General features: G+C 33.8%; 29 protein-coding genes. All 29 read left to right on the top strand.

The features are described from left to right. Window positions 1-63: 63 nt before the first annotated feature. The 29 genes from HZY91_RS04905 (at window position 64) to HZY91_RS04775 (ending at window position 23,803) form a co-directional block, all read left to right on the top strand. On the top strand, window positions 64-255 hold the full coding sequence (locus tag HZY91_RS04905; protein ID WP_197115145.1) for a hypothetical protein: 192 nt from the start codon (window positions 64-66) through the stop codon (window positions 253-255). 57 nt (window positions 256-312) lie between these two features. Continuing rightward, entirely contained in the window at window positions 313-1,911 is a 1,599-nt protein-coding gene (locus tag HZY91_RS04900) for a terminase large subunit (RefSeq protein WP_197115144.1), read from the top strand. 19 nt (window positions 1,912-1,930) lie between these two features. Further along, complete coding sequence (locus HZY91_RS04895; RefSeq protein ID WP_197115260.1) at window positions 1,931-3,199, top strand: phage portal protein; 1,269 nt, start codon at window positions 1,931-1,933, stop codon at window positions 3,197-3,199. Next, complete coding sequence (locus HZY91_RS04890) at window positions 3,165-3,836, top strand: head maturation protease, ClpP-related (RefSeq protein WP_197115143.1); 672 nt, start codon at window positions 3,165-3,167, stop codon at window positions 3,834-3,836. Before HZY91_RS04895 ends, HZY91_RS04890 begins: the two co-directional genes overlap by 35 nt. A gap of 12 nt (window positions 3,837-3,848) precedes the next feature. Further along, on the top strand, window positions 3,849-5,045 hold the full coding sequence (locus tag HZY91_RS04885) for a phage major capsid protein (RefSeq protein ID WP_197115142.1): 1,197 nt from the start codon (window positions 3,849-3,851) through the stop codon (window positions 5,043-5,045). A gap of 19 nt (window positions 5,046-5,064) precedes the next feature. Then, window positions 5,065-5,340, top strand: a complete 276-nt coding sequence (locus tag HZY91_RS04880; RefSeq protein WP_197115141.1) for a head-tail connector protein — start codon at window positions 5,065-5,067, stop codon at window positions 5,338-5,340. Further along, window positions 5,340-5,669: a phage head closure protein gene (locus HZY91_RS04875; protein WP_062467893.1), complete on the top strand. Its 330-nt coding sequence runs from the start codon at window positions 5,340-5,342 to the stop codon at window positions 5,667-5,669. Before HZY91_RS04880 ends, HZY91_RS04875 begins: the two co-directional genes overlap by 1 nt. Before the next feature lie 6 nt (window positions 5,670-5,675). Further along, window positions 5,676-6,101 carry a phage holin family protein gene (locus tag HZY91_RS04870; RefSeq protein ID WP_218958242.1) on the top strand — a complete coding sequence of 142 codons (426 nt, stop codon included), beginning with the start codon at window positions 5,676-5,678 and terminating at the stop codon, window positions 6,099-6,101. Window positions 6,102-6,109: 8 nt separating this feature from the next. Then, window positions 6,110-7,552, top strand: coding sequence for a glucosaminidase domain-containing protein (locus HZY91_RS04865; RefSeq protein ID WP_197115140.1), 1,443 nt, complete (start codon window positions 6,110-6,112; stop codon window positions 7,550-7,552). Window positions 7,553-7,713: 161 nt separating this feature from the next. Continuing rightward, complete coding sequence (locus tag HZY91_RS04860; protein ID WP_197115139.1) at window positions 7,714-7,887, top strand: SHOCT domain-containing protein; 174 nt, start codon at window positions 7,714-7,716, stop codon at window positions 7,885-7,887. 57 nt (window positions 7,888-7,944) lie between these two features. Next, window positions 7,945-9,492: a recombinase family protein gene (locus HZY91_RS04855; RefSeq protein ID WP_197115138.1), complete on the top strand. Its 1,548-nt coding sequence runs from the start codon at window positions 7,945-7,947 to the stop codon at window positions 9,490-9,492. After that, the gene (locus HZY91_RS04850; RefSeq protein WP_197115137.1) at window positions 9,489-9,896 is read left to right on the top strand and encodes a recombinase family protein; all 408 of its coding nucleotides are present in this window, start codon (window positions 9,489-9,491) and stop codon (window positions 9,894-9,896) included. The genes HZY91_RS04855 and HZY91_RS04850 overlap by 4 nt, the downstream gene beginning before the upstream one ends. Continuing rightward, window positions 9,893-11,458, top strand: a complete 1,566-nt coding sequence (locus HZY91_RS04845) for a recombinase family protein (RefSeq protein WP_197115136.1) — start codon at window positions 9,893-9,895, stop codon at window positions 11,456-11,458. Before HZY91_RS04850 ends, HZY91_RS04845 begins: the two co-directional genes overlap by 4 nt. A gap of 121 nt (window positions 11,459-11,579) precedes the next feature. Next, window positions 11,580-12,038: a Panacea domain-containing protein gene (locus HZY91_RS04840; RefSeq protein ID WP_197115135.1), complete on the top strand. Its 459-nt coding sequence runs from the start codon at window positions 11,580-11,582 to the stop codon at window positions 12,036-12,038. After that, window positions 12,039-12,647 carry a UU032 domain-containing protein gene (locus tag HZY91_RS04835; RefSeq protein ID WP_197115134.1) on the top strand — a complete coding sequence of 203 codons (609 nt, stop codon included), beginning with the start codon at window positions 12,039-12,041 and terminating at the stop codon, window positions 12,645-12,647. Window positions 12,648-12,999: 352 nt separating this feature from the next. Next, on the top strand, window positions 13,000-13,866 hold the full coding sequence (locus HZY91_RS04830; RefSeq protein WP_197115133.1) for a CPBP family intramembrane glutamic endopeptidase: 867 nt from the start codon (window positions 13,000-13,002) through the stop codon (window positions 13,864-13,866). Beyond that, complete coding sequence (locus HZY91_RS04825) at window positions 13,853-14,182, top strand: helix-turn-helix domain-containing protein (RefSeq protein ID WP_197115132.1); 330 nt, start codon at window positions 13,853-13,855, stop codon at window positions 14,180-14,182. The genes HZY91_RS04830 and HZY91_RS04825 overlap by 14 nt, the downstream gene beginning before the upstream one ends. 772 nt (window positions 14,183-14,954) lie before the next feature. Beyond that, window positions 14,955-16,214: an ATP-binding protein gene (locus HZY91_RS04820; protein WP_197115131.1), complete on the top strand. Its 1,260-nt coding sequence runs from the start codon at window positions 14,955-14,957 to the stop codon at window positions 16,212-16,214. An 808-nt stretch (window positions 16,215-17,022) separates the two neighbouring features. Further along, window positions 17,023-17,100: a hypothetical protein gene (locus tag HZY91_RS11200; protein ID WP_369122503.1), complete on the top strand. Its 78-nt coding sequence runs from the start codon at window positions 17,023-17,025 to the stop codon at window positions 17,098-17,100. 622 nt (window positions 17,101-17,722) lie between these two features. Next, window positions 17,723-18,178: an ASCH domain-containing protein gene (locus tag HZY91_RS04810; protein WP_197115130.1), complete on the top strand. Its 456-nt coding sequence runs from the start codon at window positions 17,723-17,725 to the stop codon at window positions 18,176-18,178. Between the two features lie 125 nt (window positions 18,179-18,303). Then, complete coding sequence (locus HZY91_RS04805) at window positions 18,304-18,747, top strand: GNAT family N-acetyltransferase (RefSeq protein WP_197115129.1); 444 nt, start codon at window positions 18,304-18,306, stop codon at window positions 18,745-18,747. A 484-nt stretch (window positions 18,748-19,231) separates the two neighbouring features. Further along, window positions 19,232-19,543, top strand: coding sequence for an NUDIX domain-containing protein (locus HZY91_RS04800; protein WP_197115128.1), 312 nt, complete (start codon window positions 19,232-19,234; stop codon window positions 19,541-19,543). A 186-nt stretch (window positions 19,544-19,729) separates the two neighbouring features. Then, entirely contained in the window at window positions 19,730-20,197 is a 468-nt protein-coding gene (locus tag HZY91_RS04795) for a GNAT family N-acetyltransferase (protein WP_197115127.1), read from the top strand. 169 nt (window positions 20,198-20,366) lie between these two features. Further along, complete coding sequence (locus HZY91_RS11245) at window positions 20,367-20,609, top strand: DUF8612 domain-containing protein (RefSeq protein ID WP_499797665.1); 243 nt, start codon at window positions 20,367-20,369, stop codon at window positions 20,607-20,609. A gap of 142 nt (window positions 20,610-20,751) precedes the next feature. Further along, complete coding sequence (locus HZY91_RS11240; protein WP_499797664.1) at window positions 20,752-20,898, top strand: DUF4143 domain-containing protein; 147 nt, start codon at window positions 20,752-20,754, stop codon at window positions 20,896-20,898. A gap of 150 nt (window positions 20,899-21,048) precedes the next feature. Further along, entirely contained in the window at window positions 21,049-21,225 is a 177-nt protein-coding gene (locus HZY91_RS04790; protein ID WP_197115126.1) for a hypothetical protein, read from the top strand. 54 nt (window positions 21,226-21,279) lie between these two features. Continuing rightward, a complete protein-coding gene (locus tag HZY91_RS04785; RefSeq protein WP_197115125.1) occupies window positions 21,280-21,558 on the top strand; it encodes a hypothetical protein in 279 nt (92 codons plus the stop codon). 6 nt (window positions 21,559-21,564) lie between these two features. After that, window positions 21,565-22,032, top strand: coding sequence for a helix-turn-helix transcriptional regulator (locus HZY91_RS04780; protein WP_197115124.1), 468 nt, complete (start codon window positions 21,565-21,567; stop codon window positions 22,030-22,032). A gap of 1,072 nt (window positions 22,033-23,104) precedes the next feature. Then, the gene (locus HZY91_RS04775) at window positions 23,105-23,803 is read left to right on the top strand and encodes a hypothetical protein (RefSeq protein WP_197115123.1); all 699 of its coding nucleotides are present in this window, start codon (window positions 23,105-23,107) and stop codon (window positions 23,801-23,803) included. Window positions 23,804-23,807: the final 4 nt, after the last annotated feature.

Genomic DNA, 23,807 nt, shown 5'->3' with positions numbered 1-23,807 from the left:
TCTATTTTTATACAAGATATAATATATTTATAATAAAAAATCATATATTTCTAGGAGGTTAATATGAATTGTGCAAATTGTGGTAATGATGATCAAGATTGGCTTTGTGATGAAGGTGATACAGTGTACTGTCAAAAATGTTATCATAGGACGCTTCTATCGACCGGTGAGTTGGATGAAATCGAGTGTAAATATTGTCATAATATGAGAGATAGAACAGCCTATTATTGTCGACATTGTAATATGGCTCAATAATTTCTAAAACCAGAGGACTCTTAAAGAGTTTTCTGGTTTTTTTTGGGAGGGAGACGATTGAGAAAACTTAAAAAGTATGTACCTACACAATTCAAGGAAAAGACATCAGTATATGATAAAGAAAAAGCGGATTACGCAGTAGATTTTATTGAATGTTTAACGCACACCAAAGGTCAATGGGCAGGCAAACCATTTGAATTAATTGATTGGCAAGAACAAATTGTTAGAGACTTATTTGGAACCATCAAGCCTAATGGGTATCGCCAATTTAACACAGCTTATGTTGAGATACCTAAAAAACAAGGGAAGTCAGAACTTGCAGCAGCGTTAGCGCTATTACTCACTTGTGGGGATGGGGAAGAACGAGCCGAAATATACGGTTGTGCAGCAGACAGACAACAAGCTTCAATTGTTTTTGAAGTGGCCGCTGATATGGTGCGGATGTGTCCTGCCTTAAATAAACGCGTAAAAATTCTTGCCTCACAAAAAAGAATCGTTTTCCATCCTACTAATAGTTTTTACCAAGTTTTATCGGCAGAAGCCTACTCGAAACATGGGTTTAATATTAGTGGGGTTATTTTTGATGAACTCCATACACAACCTAATCGTAAATTATTTGATGTTATGACGAAAGGTTCTGGGGACGCGAGGACACAACCTTTATATTTTTTAATTACAACAGCAGGTAATGATACTCAAAGTATTGGTTATGAGGTTCATCAAAAAGCGGAGGATATTATAGAAGGCCGCAAAACGGATCCTACTTTTTATCCAGTCATTTATGGAGCGAAGGAAGATGAGGATTGGACCGATCCAGATGTTTGGAAAAAAGCGAATCCCTCCTTAGATATTACTGTAGCTATGGAAAAAGTCGAAGCAGCCTTTGAAAGTGCCAGACAGAATCCGGCGGAGGAAAATTCATTTAGACAGCTTAGATTGAACCAATGGGTGAAACAAGCGGTGCGATGGATGCCAATGGATAAATGGTTAGCCTGTGATTTTCCAGTAGACCCAGAACGCTTGAGAGGTAAGGTATGTTATGGCGGATTAGACTTATCTTCTACGACAGACTTATCGGCATTTGTATTAGTTTTTCCCCCAGAAGATGAAGAAGATAAGTATGCAGTGCTACCTTATTTTTGGATGCCAGAAGATAATGTGGCTTTAAGAGTAAGTCGAGACCATGTTCATTATGACCAATGGATACAAAGTGGGGATTTATTAACGACTGAAGGTAATGTCGTTCATTACGGGTATATTGAAAAATTTATAGAAGAACTAGGCACTCAATTTAATATTCAGGAAATAGCCTTTGACCGTTGGGGAGCAATTCAAATGTCGCAAAACTTGGAAGGAATGGGTTTCACTGTGGTTCCATTTGGACAAGGCTTTAAAGACATGAGTCCACCGACCAAAGAGTTAATGAAGCTAGTTCTTGAAGAAAAAATTGCTCATGGTGGTCATCCAGTTTTACATTGGATGGCGGATAACATCTTTATTAAGAAGGATCCAGCAGGAAATATTAAACCAGATAAGGAAAAATCATCTGAAAAAATTGATGGAATAGTGGCAACGATTATGGCATTAGATCGAACTATTCGAAATGCTGGGAAACATGGTTCGGTGTATGAAGATCGAGGTATCTTACTGTTATAAATGAGGTGATAAATTGAAAATGTTTGAACAATTAAAAATGTTATTTCGTTCGAGAGATAAGCCGACCAATTTTACAAATAGTCGCTTATCTTTTTTATTTGGATCAACGCCTTCAGGCCAACAGGTGAATGAAAGTACGGCCATGCAGTCAACAGGAGTTTATGCCTGTGTTCGTATTTTATCTGAGGCTGTTGCGAGCTTACCTTTGCATTTATATCGTTATGAAGACAATGGCAGCAAAGTTAAAGCACGAGAGCACCCTCTCTACTTTCTATTACATGATGAGCCCAATGAAGAAATGACGAGTTTTACTTTCAGAGAAACGATGATGTCACATCTGCTCCTATACGGAAATGCCTATGCTCAAGTGATTCGCAACGGTAGAGGTGATGTGTTAGGAATGTACCCATTGATGCCTAATCAAGTAGAAGTTCAAAGAGCGAAGAATAATGAATTGATTTATGTTTACACCAAAACCTCTGATGGCTCAGGTAGAGAAGAAAAGATATCACTAACTAGATCAGAAGTTCTTCATATTCCGGGTTTGGGCTTTGATGGGTTGATGGGGTACAGCCCCATTGCGATGGCTAAAAACGCGATTGGTATGGCGTTGGCTACAGAAGATTATGGGGCTAGGTTTTTCGCGAATGGTGCAACACCCGGAGGCGTTTTAGAGCATCCAGGGATTGTCAAGGATCCAGAACGGTTAAGAGAAACGTGGCAAGCTCAATTTTCTAAAGGAAACGTTCATCGTGTCGCGGTATTGGAGGAAGGGATGAAATTTCATCAATTAACGATCCCACCTGACCAAGCACAGTTTTTAGAAACAAGAAAATTTCAGTTGAATGAAATAGCACGAATATTCCGAGTGCCGCCACATATGATTGGGGATTTAGACCGTTCTAGCTTCAATAATATCGAACAACAATCCATGGAATTTGTGAAATACACACTAAATCCTTGGCTTGTTCGTATTGAACAAGCAATCCACCAATCACTATTTTTTAAAGATGAGAAAGATACTTACTTTGTAAAGTTTAATGTAAGTGGACTTTTACGAGGTGATTATGAGACGCGGATGAATGGTTATGCTGTAGGACGTCAAAATGGTTGGCTTTCAGCAAATGACATTCGAGAGCTAGAAGACATGAACCATATCAGTGATAAAGAGGGTGGCAATCAATATTTAGTGAATGGCAACATGCTTCCACTGGATCAAGCGGGGGCTTTTTATAGAGAGAGGGTAGATGCAGATGACCGTATTTTGGAATTGGAAGAAGACAAATAATGAAAGTGTAAGGGAGCTGGTCATGGATGGAGTCATTGCAGAGAATTCTTGGTTAGACGATGAGGTCACACCTCAACTATTTAAAAATCAATTAAATGAAGGAGATGGTCCCATTATTATTTGGTTGAATTCTCCGGGAGGTGATTGTATTGCAGCCAGTCAAATTTATACGATGTTAATGAATTATCCCAATGAGGTAACAGTTCGAGTAGATGGGCTTGCTGCTTCTGCTGCCAGTGTGATTGCAATGGCCGGAACAACTGTGGAGATGGCACCAACCTCTCTCATGATGATTCATAATCCATTAACAGCGGTGATGGGAAGCAGTAAAGAAATGAGTCGAGCGATTGTTATGTTAGAGGAAGTGAAAGAATCAATTATTAATGCCTATGAACTAAAAACTGATTTATCAAGAGAAGAATTGTCTAAGATGATGGATGCTGAAACTTGGATGAATGCGAATAAAGCCAAAGAACTCGGCTTCTGCGATGTGATTTATCAAGGTGATAAAGAGCTTGCGTTATCAAATTATTCTTTTTCAACGAAGCAATTAGCTCTTGAATTTGTCGCGAAGTTAGAAACTAAATACACACCGATTCAATCATTTTATGATCGCTTAGAGCGATTGAAATATTAGGAGGAAAATTTAATGAATAAATTACAAGAATTAAGACAAAAACGTGCTAAAGCCTGGGATCAAACCAAGGATTTTTTAGATGATTGCTATAAAGTGTCAGATGTCTTATCAGCAGAAGATACGCAGCGCTATGAAGCGATGGAGGAAGAAGTTATTTCTTTAGGTCATGAAATTGAACGTTTAGAAAAACAACTAGAAATGGATAAAGTGATGAACCAAGCTACTTCACAAGGTATTGTCACATCACCGCAGAGTACAAAAGAAATTGCGTCAGGGAAAGCCAGCCCAGAATATGAACAAGCATTTTGGAATGTAATGCGCGGTAAGAATAGCGGTGTTATACAGAATGCACTGCAGGTTGGAACGGATTCAGAAGGTGGGTATTTAGTCCCAGATGAATTTGAACGACAATTAATAGAAGGATTAGAGTCAGAAAATATCTTCCGCCGCATTGCGAAAGTCATTCAAACGAGTAGCGGTGAACGAAAAATTCCAGTGGTCGCTTCAAAAGGAGATGCTTCTTGGATGGATGAAGAAGGGTCCTATGTTGAGAGTGATTTGAGTTTCAATCAAGTTTTATTAGGAGCTCATAAATTGGGGACTTTAGTAAAAGTATCAGAGGAATTATTAAACGATTCTGCGTTTAATTTACCAAGTTATATTGCGCGTGAGTTTGCTCGCCGATTAGGATCTAAGGAAGAAGAGGCCTTCTTAGTAGGGGATGGGGTTGGAAAACCATTAGGGCTACTTTCTGATAATTCTGTGGAGGTAGGAATTACTACTACTTCTGATAAGGCAATCACTTTCGATAATCTTATTGATTTATATTATTCCGTTAAAGAGCCTTACCGTAAAAATTCAGTATTCATTATGAATGACCAAACGGTCAAAGCCATTCGTCAGCTAAAGGATACTAATGGCCAATATATCTGGCAGCCATCTTTAGTGGCCGGTACACCAGATAAAATTTTAAACTGTCCTGTCCTAACCTCTCCTTATGTTCCGGAAATTGCAGCTGGAGCAACCACTGTGATTTTTGGTGATTTCAGTTACTACTGGATTGCGGATCGAGAAGGACGCAGCTTTAAACGATTAAATGAATTATATGCGACGACAGGTCAGGTTGGTTTTTTAGGGTCACAAAGAGTGGACGGAAAGCTGATCTTACCAGAAGCTGTTAAGTTATTAAAACAAAAAGCAGGAGCATAATAGTTAGTAGGTGAATGTAATGGTAGTTAGTTTAGAAGAAGCAAAGCTATTTTTAAGGGTAGAGAATGAAGTTGAAGATAGTCTGATTACTCAACTCATTCAATCCTCCCAGCAAACTGTAGAAAATACATTAAGACACTCATTGACAGAATATGATGAAGTCCCAGCAGATATTATCATGGCTATCCTTTATGGGGTAGCCTATTTATATGAAAATCGAGAAACTGCAGATTTTAAATCCATGATTCAGTTAATGAGGGCGATTCTGTTTCCTTATCGAAATGAGGTTTTTTAATGAATATTACGATCAATGATTTAAACCAAAGAATTAGTTTTGCAGAGGAACGCACATTAGTGGATGAATATGGGACGCCATATGGGAAAGAGTATGTTGAATTTGGATCCGCATGGGCTCATGTATCAAATCTTCATGGTGATGAGTATTATTCAGCTTTAGGATTATCATTAGAAAAGGAATTAAAATTTACAATCCGGTATCGAGACGACATTTCTGAAGATACTGCGATAACGTTTAGAGACAATGTTTATAACATTACCTTTATCGATAATATCCGCTATCGCAATCGATTTATGGAATTACGTGCATCTTTGAGAGGTGGGTGAAGACGATTGAAAACACTATTAAATTCAAATGTAGTAAATAATACAAGCGCAATTGTTGGCGGCATTTTGGGATGGTATCTGGGGCCAATAGACGGTCTACTGACATTTCTTGTTGCTTTGGTTCTATCGGATTATGTGACTGGTTTATTAAGAGCCTACCATGATCATGAATTGTCGAGTCGAATAGGGCGTAAAGGTATTACCAAGAAATTTATGATTTTCGTCATTGTAAGTCTAGCTAACTTATTAGATGTTCATATTTTTGGAGGAGAGTCCGCAGTGTTGAGAACAACAATAATTAGTTTTTATGCCTCAAATGAAGGATTGTCAATATTGGAAAATGCGATTCAAATAGGGTTGCCAGTTCCTACCAAAATCAAAGAAGCGCTCAAACAAATTAATCAGTCTGAAGATAAAGATTCGGAAAGTTAGGAGGAATTATGGAATTAAATTATCAAGGTGCTACCTTCGCGCTAGAGGTTATTCAGCTTATATTAGACAAATCAAAAACTTACTTAATATTACCTTCCTTATTAATTACACAACTACATGTTGAAAGTATGTGGGGCAAGAGTCCGGTTGCGATTCAAAATAATAACTTATCGGGTATGAGTATGCCTTTTAATGAAGAAAGTTTAGATGTTGTAGTGAGACCTTCAGGGATTACTGTGACCAAAGGAAGTAAGCGACCGGATAGAGAAGGGGGGTATTATTATCGATATCATTCGTTAGAGGACTTTGTTGATGATTGGACCTACTTATTACGTCCTGGAGGAATTTATAACGTGAGTGGTCAAAGAGAGTTTGAAGTAGCTGTTAAAGGTCTATTTAAGGTGGGCGGTGCAAAATATGATTATGCAGCGATTGGCTATAAGAATTACTTAAAACTAATGATTGCTAGAAGAAAAGCAATTAACGCAGCAAATTCAGGGGCGTTGGATATATTAGATGAAGGAGGAATGCAGATGCCTGTAAGTGCATATAATATAATACAAGTAGCAAAAAAATACCTTGGTATGACTAAACAATCAACTAACCATAAAAATTTAATTGACCGTTATAATCAGGTGAAGCCATTACCAGTGGGCTATCCTGTAAAATATACCGATGATTGGTGTGATGGCTTTATAACGGTTATATCCGATGAAGCAGGGGCAACAGACTTAATTGGGCGGGAGTGTGGGGTCGAACGTCATAAAAATATCTTTAAACAAAAAGGGATCTGGTATCAACTTAAATCTTCTGAGAACACATACTTACCTTTGCCAGGTGATATCGTTATTTTTAGATGGGATCATCTACGAACTGACTGGGCACAACACATTGGGCTGGTAGAATCGGTATCTGGAAATAACATCAATACAATAGAGGGGAATGCGATTATTAATGGTGTTTCGCAAGTAGCCAGAAGAAGCTATCATAAGTATTCTAGTACCATTCAGGGCTATGCAAGACCGCGTTATGGTTTTGTGACATCCAACAGAGGACTTCCTATTCAAGAAGTAGCACGTGAAGTGATTCAAGGAAAATGGGGAAATGGAAATGCTCGGACACAACGATTAGAACAAGCCGGCTATGATGCGGTAAAAGTTCAAAAAGAAGTGAACCGTCAAATCCAACCCATTACAAAGGAGCAGTTAGTTGGTGAAATTATTTCCGGAAAGCATGGAGACGGTCAAGAGAGAATTCAAAGCATTCGTTCACTGGGGCATGATCCAGAACTGATACAAAAAGCAGTAAATGAGAAGTTAAAAAATGATAAAGACCTAATTACATTGTCTTCTGAACAAGCAGCAGGTGGTGAGCAGCCTCAACCAAGAAAAGGAGAAGGTGAAGTCGAAGTAGATGGCGTAATATATTTAGTAACCATGAAAGAGAAATAATAAGATGACCTACTAGCATTCTGTGCTGGTAGGTCTATTTTTTTGCCTAAATTTTTTAGACCGTCCGAATTCATTCATTCTCCTGGCTAATAGTAAGAGGGAGACTAACTTACAAAAGAACTCACCTCTATTTTGGCGATAAAGCAATAAGGAGGAGAACGATGAAAGACAAAATAACAACATCACAATTTTATGGTGAAATAGATTATTTTCTGGCTGAACAAGCCTTAAATGAATTAAAGGAAGTCGGTCTAATCACCGAGGAGGAAAAGGCGGAAATACATCAATTAAACTTAGAAAAATTCAATCCATACTTAAAGGATTTACTGGCCTAAAACGTTGATATTATAAGGTTTCAGAGGTAATATGTGACTGCCGAAGGAGGTGAGATTATGAAGAAAGTAACAAAAATAGAAGCGATGCAGCAACCGTTAAATAATAATCGAACTCGTGTAGCAGCTTACTGTAGAGTGTCAACGGATAGCGAAGAACAATTAGGTTCTTTAGAAAGTCAAGTGGCGCATTATGATCAACTCATTGATTCTCATCCAGAATGGGATAAAGTAGGGATCTATTCGGATGATGGTATTACCGGAACGAATATGGAGAAACGGCCAGATCTACAATCTCTAATTGATGATTGCAAGCAATTAAAGATTGACCTTGTGTTGATAAAATCCATTTCACGATTTTCAAGAAACATCTTGGAATGTTTAACCGTAGTCAGAGAATTAAGTGCGTTAAAAATAGCTATTTATTTTGATAAAGAAAACTTGAATACACAACAGATGGATGGTGAATTATTACTATCCTCAATGAGTATCTTAGCGGAGAATGAATCACGAACAATATCCGAAAATATCAAGTGGTCACTGAGAAAGCGCGTTGAGAATAATTCCTATCGACACATTAGTGCACCATATGGTTATAAAGTTATAAATAATAATCTAGAAATAGATGAAAATGAAGCAAGGATTATTCAAGATATTTTTGAAAGCTATCTGGCTGGGGAAGGGACTTATCGCATTGCCAATAAGCTCAACTCTAAAGATATAACTCCGCCTAGGAAAGAGATATGGCGAGATAGTACGATTTTGTATATTTTGACAAATGAACGGTATGTCGGAGATTTTTTGTATCAAAAAACATACACTGACTCGGAATTTCAGCGTCATGTTAACGACGGTGACGTTGATATGTTATACATTCCAGATAATCATGAGGCTATTATTTCAAGAGAAGACTTTGAAAAAGTTAAGGATTTACTCAGTAATCGAAGTGAAACCAAAGTAAGTCGAGGCAATACTGTCTACCCCTTAACGAAGAAAATAATATGCGGTCATTGTGGAAGTAATTATAAAAGGAGAATTCACTATTCCACTAATCAAAGCAATTACATAGCTTGGTGCTGTCCTACGCATATCAGTAACAAGGAACAATGCCCGATGAAATTTATAAAGGAAACTGACATTCAAGCGGCATTCATGACCATGATAAACAAGCTAATATTTGCTAGAGAAGAACTTATTGAAGAAACGATTGACGCTTTTAGTGAAACATCTTTTGTCACTCAAAACCGATTGAATCTTGTAGAGGAAAGAATTATGGATTGTCAGAATAACATCCAAACACTTACGGAACTTAATAGTAGTGGGTTGATAGATGTTGAATTTTATCATCAGCACTTGAACCGAATGGAACAGGAAAAGAAGAATCTGTTGAACGAGAAACGAACTGTTCTTGAGGAAGATGAAAATAAATTAATTCGATTTCAAGAATTAAAGAAACTGAATCAATTATTGAAACGAAGGAATCCATTTAATGAGCATGAGGATAATGTATTAAGTGAATTCTTAGAAAGGGTAAAAGTAGAGAATCGAGAAACCTTTCATTTTTATCTAAAATGTGGTTTAAGATTTACGGAAAGGAGTAGCAAATGAAAACTTATTACGGATATCAGATAAAACATGGTGAAATAACAGTCGATGAAAACGAAGCTAGAATAATTAGGGATTTATTTGAAATATATTTAACTGGAAAGTCTTTGGTTAAAGTGGGTGAAGAAGCGGGTCTCAATAAAACCCATGGATTTATCGGTAGGATTCTGGAAAATCCTATATATATGGGAACAGATTTCTATCCGGCAATTGTTTCAATAGAACTATACGAGCAAGTTCAACAAGAACGTAAAAAACGAAAAAATAAGCTAGGACGAAACTTTGAGTGTAAGCCCCTTAGAATTTCTATCCCCACTAAATTTTGTTGGAAGGAAAAAGCCAAATTACCACGAGACCCACTACGAAAGGCATCGGTGCTGTATGAAAGCATAGAGGTGGAAGTATGAAAGATAAAAGAGTTATGGTAATTCCAGCTCGTAAAAAAATACGAGAGGGTGTATTAGATAAAGAACATCCAAAATTGAGAGTCGCCGCTTACTGTCGAGTATCTACAGAAAGTGAAGAACAAGCTGGAAGTTTCGAGACCCAGGTTAGTCACTATACGAATTATATTAACAAAAATCCTGACTGGCGATTAGTTGATATTTATGCGGATGAAGGTATTTCAGGGACTAATACTAAGAACCGGCGCGAATTTAACCGGATGATAGATGAGTGTTTGACAGGCAATATTGATTTGATTATCACGAAATCAATTTCAAGATTTGCTAGAAATACCTTAGATTGTCTAAAATATATTAGACAGCTAAAAGCAAAGAATGTAGCAGTGTACTTTGAGAAAGAAAACATTAACACTTTGGATTCAAAAGGTGAAGTTCTGATTACCATCATGGCATCTCTTGCTCAGCAAGAAAGTGAATCCATGAGTAAAAATATCAAGTTAGGATTACAATATCGATATCAACAAGGTCAGGTGAAATTTAATACAACCCGGTTCTTAGGCTATGATTCCGATGATGAAGGTACGTTAATCATTAATCAGGAACAGGCAAAGGTGGTCAGGCGCATCTTTAAAGAATACCTTGAGGGGAAAGGGACGGGACGAATTGCACGAGGCTTGATGAACGACAAAATCCCAACGGGATCCGGCAAACTAAAATGGTCGGGAGATAGTATTAACCGCATTATTAGCAATGAAAAATATATGGGAGATGCCTTACTTCAAAAAACCTATACTGTGGACTTCCTCACCAAAACGCGGGTGGAAAATGACGGGACAGTCCCACAGTATTATATCGAAGACAACCATGAGCCAATTGTTTCCAAAGAAACCTTTCATTTGGCTCAACAAGAAAAGGCTAGAAGAAGTAACTTATATTCAGGCAAACGAAAACAGAAGCGAGTGTACCAAGGAAAGTATGCCTTATCAGGCAAAGTAATTTGTGAACACTGTGGGGATATTTTTAGACGAGTAAAATGGAACAGTCGAGGAAGTAAAGCGACTGTCTGGCGGTGTGTGACTCGCCTTACTGACCATATGCAATGTCAGGCGAGAACGGTTAAGGAAGATCTCCTTCATGAAGCAATATTAGAGGCGATTAATGAGTTCATAGGAAATAAGAGTGACTACTTGAAAGTCTTGAAGGAAAATATTACAGGAGTTCTTAACAACAAATATGATGAGACAGTGGAGGAAGTGGATGATCAACTCCACGACCTGCAGAAGAAATTGTATCAGTTTGCGAATCAAAAAGATGACTACGAACGGATTGCAGAAAAGATATTTCAGTTGAGAGAAAAGAAACAGGAGTTATTAATTATCAATGCCACTAATGAAGAAAAACGTAGACGACTATCTGACATTAAAGCCTTTCTAAAAACCCAACATATTCAACTTGAAGATTATGATGAGAGTTTAGTTAACCGATTGGTAGCTGGCATAGTCATTAAAGATAAAGTCATCGAAGTTGAATTGAAAACTGGAGATGCCATTACCATAGAAAAATAAGATAGACAGAGAATTATGCGGCGGTGAAGCATAGATCTCTGTCTTTCAGGGCTATAAAGTACTGTAATTTAGGAATTGGTTATGATATATTTAATATAGATACAAAAAGGGGGTAGATGTTATGGAAGCAGTAGATGTAGCGAAATGGTTTTTAAGCAAAGAATCGATGTCACCCAAAAAAATCCAAAAGCTAGTTTATTATGCTTATTCATGGTACCTTACTTTAATGAACGAAACAGTTGAGGGAATAAATAATAGGTTATTTGATGAAAAAATTAAAGCTTGGGTACATGGCCCAGTGATATATTCAATTTATAATGAATATAGAGAGTATGGATATCATAATGTACCCAAACAAGACACTGATGAGAATTTATATACAGAGGATATGCTGGACGTGTTTCAGCAAGTTTGGGATGTATACGGAGATTACAGTGCTAATGAACTTGAGAGTATTACTCATCAAGAAGAACCATGGCGAGAAGCTAGAGGCGAATTGAAACCTTTAGATAATGGATACGATTCAATCAAAGATGAGACAATTTTTTCTTATTATTTGGAACAAATGGAAGATGAATAATTGGCAAAACGAGTAAAGAATAATAAAAAACCACAAAAGAATATTAAATTAACCAAAACTCCTCTTCATAAACAAGATGTTATTATTTCTTTTTCTTACCCTAATTGGATAAAAGGATTTAAAATTAAAGATTTTACAACTTTTACAAAGGATGAAAATGAGTTTGTAAATAATTTCATTTATATAATGTATGAATTGATTCCATATGTATATGAGAATTGGGGAGATAGACGGTTTGGCCATTGTCACTCGATTAATGAACTAAAGGGAAAAAGAACCGAAGAGGCAAGAAATAAATATATAAGTTTTATTAAAACAATACATTCTGAGATATTCAGTAGTGCTACAGAAAGTTCTCAAACAGATTCAAAAATGGGAAAAGATGAAAGTGAATCCATCGAATACCAAACCGGACAGCTAGAAGATTTGGATTTATACCAAATCGGGTTAAATGGATCTGTCAGAGTGATTTGTGGAAAAGTAGATAATATACTGTACCCGTTACTCATTGATCATTATCACTTAGGTTACGATAGTCAGCATTATAATAGTGATGATACTTCTAAATATAATTATTGTCCCATCGAATCTCGAAACGGTAATTGCTAATAGTAATTACTGTTTTTTATTTATCATCTAAACCACACTTCAAGCACATAATTATCAATTTATACGTGGCCAACATGACATGTTGAGACTGTTGTACTAATGTCTTTTAAATAGTATGAAATTTCAATAAAAATTGGTTTAAACCAGCATGGGATAATTTAAATGTAGAGGATAGATTCGTCATTACAGAGTTTTATCATAAGGATATTAAGGATGAAGAGATCATTTATGAAGTCATTAAAACTTAAATTACATAATTGTTATCTTTAGTTGACAAAATGTTAGATTCAATTGGTGGAGCCAATTACACACCTTTAATAAGATAAAAACATAATATTTAAGGTGGTGTAAAATGGAAAAGTTGAAAAACAAGTCATTAGTTTATTTATTTAGATTTTTGATTATTTTTATGGTCGGAAAACCCTTAATGCAATTTTTAGTTCTATTTTTAAGTCGTTATCTTGTACTTGATGAAACTAGTAAATATTTTAATTTATTATTTTTAGGGTCATTTATTATTTTTATTATTTTACTTTATATAGTGGTAAAGTTAGAAAAAAGAAATTTAAGAGAATTCGGAATTAATTTTATAAAAGATTATAAGATTTGTTTTAAGTATTTAATTTTAGGAATATTTTTACCATTAATAACACTAATTTTTTTATCTTTATGCAAGGTTTATGATTTTAAAGGATTTAATAAAATAGATTTAAAATATATAATAGCTTCAGCTATAGCATATTTTATTCAAGGGTCTTCTGAAGAATTATTAATCAGGGGGTATTTACACAATAGAATAAAAGAGCATAGTAATTATACAATTGCCCTTATTTTAAATACAATATTTTTCACACTTCCCCATATTTTAACAATTGATAATATCTTTACCCTTGAAGTTTTAGTTATCATAATCAACCTAATATTAATTTCTTTTATATTTACGATGATAAATGAAGGAGAAAGACGCTTACTACCGTCCATTGGACTACATATTGGATGGAATTATAGCCTTGGGGTTATTTGTGGGACTCCAATTAGTGGGATTCAACCTAGTAGTGGACTAATTAAGTATGGAAATATAATTGAAAATAATATTATAACAGGTGGAAATTATGGTATAGAAGGAAGCGTATTATTAATTCCAATTTTAATGTTGCTGCTATATTTAAATTTTAGAAGGTTTGATTTAAAGAAGGGTAAGTTAAATGATTCAATTTAATGAAAAATTATATAAATTAAGAAAAGAAAATGGGTATTCACAAGAAGATTTAGCAGAAAAATTAAATGTATCAAGACAAACAATTTCAAAATGGGAAGTTGGAGATACTACACCAGAACTTGAAAGGTTAGTTGATATTAGTAATTTATTTTCTATAACTTTAGATGAATTAGTATTAAGTAAGGAAGATGAAATAAATAAAGAGGAAGAATTACCATTAAAGAAAAATATTGAATACATAAAAAAGGAAGTTTTAACAGAAAATGTAAAAAAGAACTTTAAGATAATGTTTAAATATTCTTTCTATTTTTATTAGTCATATTAACCATAGAATTAATTATAATGATTATATATGTCATAAATAATGGAATTCCAAAGATGTAGCCATTTTTTCTTGAATTGTAAAATAAGCTAGACATTCTGCTACAAAAAAATAGCCGATTATGGAACACTCAATCCAAATTAACAACCACGAAAATAAGGAGAGTAACCATAATGGCTTACACTTTCCAATAGGACATTGAGCATTAAATGATAAGATTATATTTGGTCTAAATGATTATGGACTTAGCCGTCCCTTACAATTACTTTTAATCTTTTTGTTAAGTACAACCACTAGTTTTCTCACACTTGACTACACCATTGATAGAGCAATTCAAATTAAAATGTTAGAATTTATTGTTAATGATTCATTAGAATTAATTTCAAATATAGATAAAAATATAACTGAGGAATTTTATGAGAAACCTAAGTAACTATTTGTACCATAAGAGGTATTGGTATCATATTGAGTGCTCAATATAAATTCCAATAAAGAACCTTAACTCACGACACATGTGGAAACATGTATCCTTTTAATGAAACAAGTGTAAGCATTAGTTGAATATAGAGCACAGTTGGTCTTCGGCGATAGGAGCAGAGTTTCCTCATAAACACTAGATTTATAATATGTGTAATTCTGAATTCAAAATAATAGAAATTTGGTAGTTAAAACATTTAAAACTTGGTAGTTACGATCTTTAAAAATCGGGAGTCAAAATATTTAAAACTTGGTAGTTATGTTGTATAATTAATCTAGGAGGTGTCATATGAAGAACTATTTGCCTAGATTAGTTGATCAACTATTAGAAAAAGAGCTTGAGGCATTCGGTGCGGTTCTAATTACTGGACCTAAATGGTGTGGTAAAACTACAACCGGATTTAATCAAGCCAAGAGCGCTCTCTTCCTTCAAAATCCAGATGAACGAGAACAATACTTACGATTAGCGGATATAAAACCCTCCATATTGTTGGAAGGAAAGAATCCTCGGTTAATTGATGAATGGCAAGATGCCCCCAATTTGTGGGATTCTGTTAGATTCAGTGTCGATCAAAGAGCAGAAACTAGTTTATATATCCTAACAGGATCAACTAGTGTTGATGAATCATTAATAGCTCACTCAGGAACCGGAAGAATTTCAAGATTAAAAATGAGAACGATGAGTCTCTTTGAAAGTGGCGATTCAAATGGTGAAATTCGAATCACTGACCTTCTAAATAATAGGAATCTAGCTAGCAAATCACCACATTCCATAGATGATATTGCGAATCTCATCGTGGGAGGAGGATGGCCAGCTTCTGTAGATAAATCACTAGATATAAAGCAGAGACAAGTCAGTGGCTATTGCCAAGCGATAGTCAATACTGAAATCGCTACGGCTGATGGTATCAGTCGTGATAACGAAAAAGTATTTCAGGTTTTAAGATCATATTCTCGGCACATTTCAACTCAAGCAACGATACAAACAATCACAAGGGATGTCATAAATAATTTTGACTCTATTAACAGAAAAACAGTGGGTGAGTATCTCGAAGCTTTACAAAAAATATTTGTGATAGAAGATTTAAAAGCTTGGAGTCCCAAATTAAGATCAAAAACAGTCATTTCAACTAGTTCTACCAGACATTTTGTTGATCCTGCAATTGCAGCTTACTTTTTAGATGCCAATCCAGAAGATTTAATCAATGACTTAGAAACAATGGGGCTATTGTTTGAGTCCTTAGTAGTAAGGGACTTAAGAATATATACCGAGACTTTGGGTGGAAGGGTCTTTCATTATCGTGATCATAGTGGTCAAGAAGCAGATGCGATATTACATTTTAAAAATGGTCAGTGGGCTGCTATTGAAGTTAAACTTGGAAACAAAGCTATTGAGGAAGGCGCTGAAAGTTTAAAGAAATTAGCTAATAAAATCGATCAAGATTCAATGAATCCACCCACTTTTTTAGCTGTAATCACCGCCAGTGGCTATGGCTATAAGAGAGAAGATGGAGTGTATGTCATCCCGATTGGCTGTTTGAGAAATTAAGATTACAAAACTCGTTAATTCGCGCTAAGAATATGATATTTAAGACAACTTTGGACAAGGAATTCTTACTTACTTTTATTATTAACATTAAACTTCTCAAAATCAATTCAGCTCTTAATAACGACACATGTGAAGTGAGTGGTATTGACTGAAATAAAGAGGATGATAAGAATAAGGGTCCTGGACATTTTTGTGTCTAGGCTCTTTTTTTATGGGGTAAATTTTCAATTCATATGTAAGGTTCAAATGTTAACTATTTTTGGGATGCTTTTAAGAGAATAGATCTATGAATATGTATTGACTTAAATTTTTTTATGTGAATCTATGAGATTGAAATGTACGAGACGACAAGAGTAGAGCTTTAGTAATTAGTATTAATTAATATTAATTGAAACAACTAAATTATAAAGTAAATAACGAGATGTTTAGATAATTTTTGGGAATCTCATCTTATGATTAATTTATACATTTAACGGAACATACGTTTCGCTAAATGCTATAATATTGTTAATTAATGAGTGAAGCTTTAAATAGTTTAAACGGAGGCAACTTATGGATAATGAATCAGATATCATTACTTATCAAGTTGAAGATAGAAAAACAAATACTGATGTTAAGTTAGTTGATGATAAGGTTTGGTTAAATTAAGCTCAACTTGTTGGTCTGTTTCAGACAACTAAATCAAACATGAGTTAACATATAAAAAATATATTCGAGGAAGATGAACTAGAAGAAAATGCAGTTGTTCGGAATTTCCGAACAACTGCCAGTGATGGAAAGAACTACCAAATAAACGCTATAATTAGATTTGATAATTTCTCTAGGTTATCGAGTAAAGTCTAGAACAGCTACACATTTCCGCCGGTGGGTAACTGAGCGCTTATAAAGAATACATCATTAAAGAGTTTACTATGGATGACGGGTGGCTTTAAGGAAATACAGGTGGAAGTTACTGAAAAGAACATCTTGACCGCGTTTTGAGTGTTATAGGTGAATCTATCTTGCAGAATACTGGAACTGTGAGCCATAAATAAGCCATAGAAAAAACTGAACAAGAATATTGAAAATACCAAGAAAATACGATTTCTTCGGTTAAAAAAGATTATTTAGAAACTGTAAAACAGTTAGAGAAGAAATTGAAAGAAAAATAAAGTGAGAGAAAGTTTGCAATACTGATATATATTATAATAATTAGTTTGGTATTTGATCAGATAATAAAACTGAAGGATAGGATTCAGGATTTAATTTATGATGAGGATAAACTGATAGGAACTGCAAGACTTGTTTCAGATGGGGTGCTTAATGTCCAGATGTTCATGAAGCTTGGAGATATAATGGTATTGGCACAGAAATCACTAAAAGAATTTGTAATTTCTGTTTATAACACAAACTTTATCTTCAATCTTTCTGTGAAGAACATTTAGTTGAATATTACAATAATTTAGGTTTTGTTTAGTTTGCTGTGGGGATGACAGCTAGCTAAGTTAGAAGATGTGGAGGTAATGAGAATGAATGACAAAGTAAAAAAGTTTTGGGATGAATTTTGCAATGAAAAGAATTTGCCTAAAGATACTAAATATGAAGCATGGAGTTTTGGTAACACAAAAGAGATGGCGGATGAATTAGCGGAATTAGTGAATAGTGGTATTAAGACTGCCACAACTTCCGCATATGAACTATATGAAATTGAAGAGCAAGCAGAACTACTTCAAGTGGGAGATTATAATATCATTCTAAATGGTTCAGAAGAGCCAGTATGTATTACGCAGACTGCGGTGGTATATATCATACCTTATAACTTAATTTCACCTGAACACGCATGGCACGAAGGAGAAGGTGATAGAAGCTATAAATATTGGAAAAAAGTACATGATGATTTCTTCCTTGAAGAATATCACAAAATAGGGAGACGGTTTTATGAGCAAGCTCCTATGGTATGTGAAGTATTTGAAAAAGTTTATTAGGCAAGGTTCAGTTTGTCGATAAAATTATTTGCCTCGCGTTTTGTTTTCAATAAAGCGGAATTATCACACATAATTTGGTATTAGATAGATGATTTTAGAATATAAATTTTGTAGAGGATACGACTATGAATATTACCTTTAGAAAATGTAATGAGAGTGATTTGAACTTCATATTAAGATTGAAGGAAAAATGTTTTAAATGGTATATAGAAAAAATTTATGACTGGGAATTAAATAAGCAAATTCAATTAACTCAAGATGAGATGAATAAAAACTTAGATGATATGAATATTATAATAGGAGACGGAGAAGATATCGGTTTGATTACTTATTGGTTTGATGAAACTGGTGATATGTGTTTAGGTATGTATGCTATAATGCCAGAATTTCAAAGTAAAGGGATTGGTAGTCAAATATTAAAGGAATTAATAACAAAATATAAAAACGAAAGGATATATTTAAAAACGTATCGAGAAAATCGAGCTATAATCTTTTATAAACGCCTAGGTTTCGAAAAGTATGATGAAACTGCAACCCACTGGTTAATGGAAAAATTACCGGAATTATAATTAGTAAAAATATTATGCTTTTATTCAAATCTAAGTTTTCTAAATAAGTATCTAAGTAATGTACCTCTCTCTAAAAAATTAGATTGTTGTCTAATTTTTGAGGGAAAGATATATTAATGAGAGTTGTTTTATCGGTGAAGACTTTAATGTTTTTCTAAGTTACAAACTTATTCTCTACTATTAGAAAAGTATTTAAAATCTTTTTTTATTTTGATAATTCTAAAATAGATTTTAATCGTTAATTATTATAAACCCCATGCCTTATATATAATTATGTATAATTTTGCTGACTACACATGTTGATACGGTAGTTCTGTTTGACTAGAGTACATAAATAATTATTGTGGACATAAGATAAGTAATTCGATAAATGGACTTAAAGAAAATCAGTCAGTACAGAATCCGATTACATATCTGAATAAATAGAAGTGAGATTAAATTCATATTTTGGAAATCAACACAGAGAAGTTTGGAGGGCAGTTATATGGGAGAAAAATGGGATGCATTTGATAAAGCCTTCAATATAAATATAATAGATAACTTAATACTTATAAGAGAACAAGAGATACCTAAAGATGTTTATCACTTAGTTGGTGAGATAGTTGTTAAGCATATAGATGGAACTTATTTACTAATGCAAAGAGATTTGTGTAAGCAATTGGGCAGTATGTATGAACTTACGGCTGGTGGTACAGCATTGCAGGGAGAAAATCCATTGGAGTGTGCTACTAGAGAATTGAAAGAAGAAATGGCATCATCTAGAGTGTTGAGGATGTTAATTGATCAAAGGGTTTAATACAAACTTCAGTTTGTTGAAATACTGATTGAATGCAAAAATAGGTGTTCTACCATTCTCGTGTACAATGGGTCTTGAATAGGTTCTTCGCTGGAGAACCGAGCCGTGTTAAGGCCGTAGTATTACTTACGAGAGGACAGAAATAAATTATAATTTGTTGAGTCGATATATATATAGGAGAAAAATATGATACAAATAGAAGAAATATCGTCGCAGAATTTAAATGATTTCTGGAGTTCGCACTTAAACTATTTGATTGAAGATGGAATAATTTACGATGAAGAGGATATTGCTTATTTCTCTAGTGCCGAATATCGAGGTGTTCTAGAAAAGCATATGACAAGGGATCAAGATAAACAACATATGGTGTATTTTTGCCGAGATGGAGAAAGAATAGGAGCTGCGTCTTATTGCACTTATCAAAGTGAAGATGGGAAATGTTTTATTCTTGATTATTGGGTGTTTCCGAAGTTTCGAGGGAATGGGACAGGGCATCAGTGTTTTTACGCATTTGAAACATATACAAGGTCCGATGGTGCTAAATATTATGAGCTCAATTCACAAAAAGAAAATTCTATTCGTTTTTGGAAATCGTTAGGATTTGTTGAAAATGGTAAAGACGAGTATGATATGCCGCTCTTTATAAAAAGATGAATTTCAGTTTGTTGTGTAAATAATCTCTCTGAAATAAGAGGAAATTATAGAGAAACTCTTTGATTTTGTTATAAGAATTAATATCTGACTTTTGTGTCATAATTATGACAACGGAAAATAGTAGTGATGGTGACATGGGTTCAAGGCCTCTACTAAAGAATAAAAAACAATTCATAACTTATGCGGGCATTATTTTCAAGTTCAATTTGAAAATAATGCCCAACTTTTTTATAAGATTAACAAGGTAGTAAATTTGCCTGCTTTGTCGGATGATGTAAGTGTTTCGTCTACATCTTTATCTAAAAGGTTATCTGTGCTAGAAGCCTCTTATATTGTATACCGATTTAAACCCTATTTCTCTAATATTACCAAACAACAAATTAACCCCAAAAAATATATTTTGCAGAAGTAGGATTGACAGTTTATCTTTTAGGAATAGAAACTGAGAATCAGGTTAATAGAGATCCTCTAGGCGATAATTTATTTGAAAATTTAATTGGTTCACGAATCTTAAAATCACGCTTAAATGATAATAAAGCTTCAAATATTTTTGTGTGAGAACAGCTAAGGGAGTAGAAGTAGATTTAATTGTCAAGAAAGAAGATAATTTATATCCTTTTGAAATAAAAACATCAATGATGCCAAATAAAACATTTTCTAGACATCTACTAACTTTTGTAAATGCTGAGGAGAATGCATAGAGCTCAAGAATTATTTATACTTGGAAGTCTTATCTAAAATTCAATGATGTTGAATATGTGAATTTCAAGGATTTAGAGAAATATTTGAATAAATTTTAGAGGGAAGGTAATTAGAATTAAAAGGAATAAAAATGTATGGAGCTATTTTCTATGAAAATAGCTTTAGTAGCTGTAGATGTTATAACAAACGATGCAGCATATAATTTTGAAAAGATGGAAACAGTAGAAAAAGAATATTCTGATAAAATTAATTTAATTTTATTTGGGGAAAAGCTTTCTTCAAGGACAAAATTAGCCGTTGCGCTAATAATAATAGTCGTTGCGTGACTTTACTAGACTAACTTCCTAAAGTGAGAGTATAAAATATAGGAGGTTTTAGTTATGTTAGCAACTATGAGAAAAAATAAAAATTACATTTTTGGAGTGCTTACCCTTGGATTATTTGGGCTAATGGGATTGTTAATAGTTTTTGTTGTGAGAGGCATTATAAAGTTAGCAAATCATTACCCAAGAACTTTTAGAAGGATTTCTTTTATCCTTTTTATTATTTTATGTATCTATGGATTTCTATTCTCAAAAGATTGGAATATAATGTTCTTTATAATGTGTATAGCAATAACGCTTGATTTTAGCGATATGAATAATAGGGGTAGAGAATAAGGGATTATGGATATTTCAAAAATAATTAAAGAAGCAAGAATAAAAAAAGGCATGACCCAACAAGATTTAGCAAATTCTGTGTATGTCACCAGACAGACTATTTCAAAATGGGAATTAGGAAAAAGTGTGCCTGATGAGGCATCATTAAGTTTATTGTATAAATGTCTTGAGATTGATGATCAAGAGAACCATAACTTAAAAAAAATCTCTACCAATAAGCAAACAATATTTATTGTGATTCTTGCAACTATATTTTCGCCAGCAGTCATAGGAATCCGCTATTGTTTATTTAAAATGGGGAAACTTGAAGACGAAAAGTTTAAAATATTAATTCAAGCTACTGGGATTGTTCTGTTTTCACTTTACCTCAGGTCTTTAAATGATGAGGTAGCATATATGTTGATTTTCTTGGTATTTATCAGCTATATAATTTATCGTTATTATTTACTAAGTTTGGAAAGAAGCAATGACTAATGTGGAAATTCAAAAATATCAGATTAACGAAACAAGCGTAAGCATTAGTTGATTATAGAGACATAGTTGGTCTTCGACGATAGGAGCCGAGTTCATAATGAAGTTATTTCACAAGAAATAAAACGTCAAAGTAAATTATTATGGAGACTTATGGATGGACTTTCCTAGATGCTATAGGTGTAGGAATGAAGTGAGAGAGTAATTGACAGAGTTCGGCTGCTGAGTGTATAGTTTTGATATCATGTACAGTTTAAAAAGCGTATAATAATAGGATTTCTGAGAACCAATAAAATGTTCGGGAGTCCTATTTTTAGATGAATTGAGTGTTAAAAAATTTCAAGGTTGAAGAATGAAAGTTTGTATGGGGGAAGGTCGATTAGAAGAAGGTCTAATGTAGACATATTTTTAAAGAAAAATTAAAAAGATTCTACTTAGACAATATTTATTAGTCTACTTTGGTATAATGAAGATAGATAATTAATCTGATTAGGAGGACACTGAGCGAAGTGGTTCGGAGAGGAGCTAATTACTTCTCAGAAATTTTCATTAATTCGCATATGAAACGTATAGAGGCTCGTATGAGAACTAGGCTGAAGATGTCTATCTTGAATATGTGGAGAGTTCTTACTCGATTGTAACAGTCTAAAGAGGTTAATAAAGTGTTCAAAAAGAATGGGATTCAAGCGTTGATCCTTGACATTAAAAACACAGTAAACATTTATCAAATATTTAAATACTTTACCAAAGAGAGGCCTCCCATGATAAAAATTTCAGACCACATTATAAATCGAATCTGGTCAGCTGCCAACGAGTTGCGTGGATCCATGGGTGCCAATTACTATAAGGATTAAATGTTCTACAAGTTCTTGACTGATAAAACCTTCCACTCCTTCAAAAATACTGATCTATTCGGTGGAGTCATTAGATTTCTAGCTTTATTGCCCTGGTGATTTTAATATTAAGTGTTCCTTAAACTTTCATAGTGGTAATGCTGGAATAATAAGTGTTTTAAAGTGGATAAAAAATAGCAACTTTTCATTTTGGTTGCCAATAGAAATTTAAGGGGAAATATATGTTAAAACAAATTGCAATTTATACTCGTTATTTTTTTTATGCAAAGTATCGTAATATATTAACAGTGATCATGCAAATTATTGCACCTGTTTCGTTAATGATATTTGCTAATAACGAAGGAACATTAGATGGGTACATTCGATTTATCACATACTTCAGTTCAATGGCGGCTTTATTTGGGGTTATAGAGTTTTTAGTGATTCGTAAAGAAAAATATTTGATTCAATATCATACAATCGTAAAGTCTCCACTGGTATTTTTATTCAGTAAAATTAATATTGAATTATTTATTTTGTTTCAGATTCAAGTTATATATTTTCTTTTCATTAAATGTACTGATACTCACAACCTAATTACATTTAATAATTGGTTAATCGTTTTAATTTCAAGTGTGATTATTACTATTATTATCACTTTTTATTTGTCATTTTTGATTACATTAGAAATTGGGCCATCAAAAATTGACAGCATCAGAAATTTTGGATCCATTATTATATTCATAATATCATTTAGTGGAGAAAGTTTGCCGAAAATGCTAATGCAATTAAATCCAATAAATCAAATTAATCATTTTGTTTCCCTGAATGCAACTAAATTGCAATTTGATATAAATATATACATGATTATGATGATTATTATAGGTGTGATAATTTTTATATATTCAATTTATAACGTTAAAGTTGATGTTAAGGAGTGATTAT

This window comes from Facklamia lactis, from assembly GCF_015863205.1.
Lineage (GTDB): Bacteria > Bacillota > Bacilli > Lactobacillales > Aerococcaceae > Facklamia > Facklamia lactis.
The sequence above is the reverse complement of the archived record's forward strand: the minus strand, read 5'-3'. Positions and strand labels throughout refer to the sequence as shown.

What these genes read in the sequence shown, in the direction of transcription:
- HZY91_RS04880 (WP_197115141.1), top strand. Translation starts at nt 5,065, where the DNA reads ATGGTAGTTAGTTTAGAAGAAGCAAAGCTATTTTTAAGGGTAGAGAAT.
- HZY91_RS04855 (WP_197115138.1), top strand. Translation starts at nt 7,945, where the DNA reads ATGAAGAAAGTAACAAAAATAGAAGCGATGCAGCAACCGTTAAATAAT.
- HZY91_RS04830 (WP_197115133.1), top strand. Translation starts at nt 13,000, where the DNA reads ATGGAAAAGTTGAAAAACAAGTCATTAGTTTATTTATTTAGATTTTTG.
- HZY91_RS04800 (WP_197115128.1), top strand. Translation starts at nt 19,232, where the DNA reads ATGGGAGAAAAATGGGATGCATTTGATAAAGCCTTCAATATAAATATA.
- HZY91_RS04865 (WP_197115140.1), top strand. Translation starts at nt 6,110, where the DNA reads ATGGAATTAAATTATCAAGGTGCTACCTTCGCGCTAGAGGTTATTCAG.
- HZY91_RS04860 (WP_197115139.1), top strand. Translation starts at nt 7,714, where the DNA reads ATGAAAGACAAAATAACAACATCACAATTTTATGGTGAAATAGATTAT.
- HZY91_RS04775 (WP_197115123.1), top strand. Translation starts at nt 23,105, where the DNA reads ATGTTAAAACAAATTGCAATTTATACTCGTTATTTTTTTTATGCAAAG.
- HZY91_RS04885 (WP_197115142.1), top strand. Translation starts at nt 3,849, where the DNA reads ATGAATAAATTACAAGAATTAAGACAAAAACGTGCTAAAGCCTGGGAT.
- HZY91_RS04845 (WP_197115136.1), top strand. Translation starts at nt 9,893, where the DNA reads ATGAAAGATAAAAGAGTTATGGTAATTCCAGCTCGTAAAAAAATACGA.
- HZY91_RS04850 (WP_197115137.1), top strand. Translation starts at nt 9,489, where the DNA reads ATGAAAACTTATTACGGATATCAGATAAAACATGGTGAAATAACAGTC.
- HZY91_RS04790 (WP_197115126.1), top strand. Translation starts at nt 21,049, where the DNA reads ATGAAAATAGCTTTAGTAGCTGTAGATGTTATAACAAACGATGCAGCA.
- HZY91_RS04825 (WP_197115132.1), top strand. Translation starts at nt 13,853, where the DNA reads ATGATTCAATTTAATGAAAAATTATATAAATTAAGAAAAGAAAATGGG.
- HZY91_RS04810 (WP_197115130.1), top strand. Translation starts at nt 17,723, where the DNA reads ATGAATGACAAAGTAAAAAAGTTTTGGGATGAATTTTGCAATGAAAAG.
- HZY91_RS04795 (WP_197115127.1), top strand. Translation starts at nt 19,730, where the DNA reads ATGATACAAATAGAAGAAATATCGTCGCAGAATTTAAATGATTTCTGG.
- HZY91_RS04895 (WP_197115260.1), top strand. Translation starts at nt 1,931, where the DNA reads ATGTTTGAACAATTAAAAATGTTATTTCGTTCGAGAGATAAGCCGACC.
- HZY91_RS04840 (WP_197115135.1), top strand. Translation starts at nt 11,580, where the DNA reads ATGGAAGCAGTAGATGTAGCGAAATGGTTTTTAAGCAAAGAATCGATG.
- HZY91_RS04805 (WP_197115129.1), top strand. Translation starts at nt 18,304, where the DNA reads ATGAATATTACCTTTAGAAAATGTAATGAGAGTGATTTGAACTTCATA.
- HZY91_RS04820 (WP_197115131.1), top strand. Translation starts at nt 14,955, where the DNA reads ATGAAGAACTATTTGCCTAGATTAGTTGATCAACTATTAGAAAAAGAG.
- HZY91_RS04780 (WP_197115124.1), top strand. Translation starts at nt 21,565, where the DNA reads ATGGATATTTCAAAAATAATTAAAGAAGCAAGAATAAAAAAAGGCATG.
- HZY91_RS04785 (WP_197115125.1), top strand. Translation starts at nt 21,280, where the DNA reads ATGTTAGCAACTATGAGAAAAAATAAAAATTACATTTTTGGAGTGCTT.
- HZY91_RS04905 (WP_197115145.1), top strand. Translation starts at nt 64, where the DNA reads ATGAATTGTGCAAATTGTGGTAATGATGATCAAGATTGGCTTTGTGAT.
- HZY91_RS04890 (WP_197115143.1), top strand. Translation starts at nt 3,165, where the DNA reads ATGACCGTATTTTGGAATTGGAAGAAGACAAATAATGAAAGTGTAAGG.
- HZY91_RS04875 (WP_062467893.1), top strand. Translation starts at nt 5,340, where the DNA reads ATGAATATTACGATCAATGATTTAAACCAAAGAATTAGTTTTGCAGAG.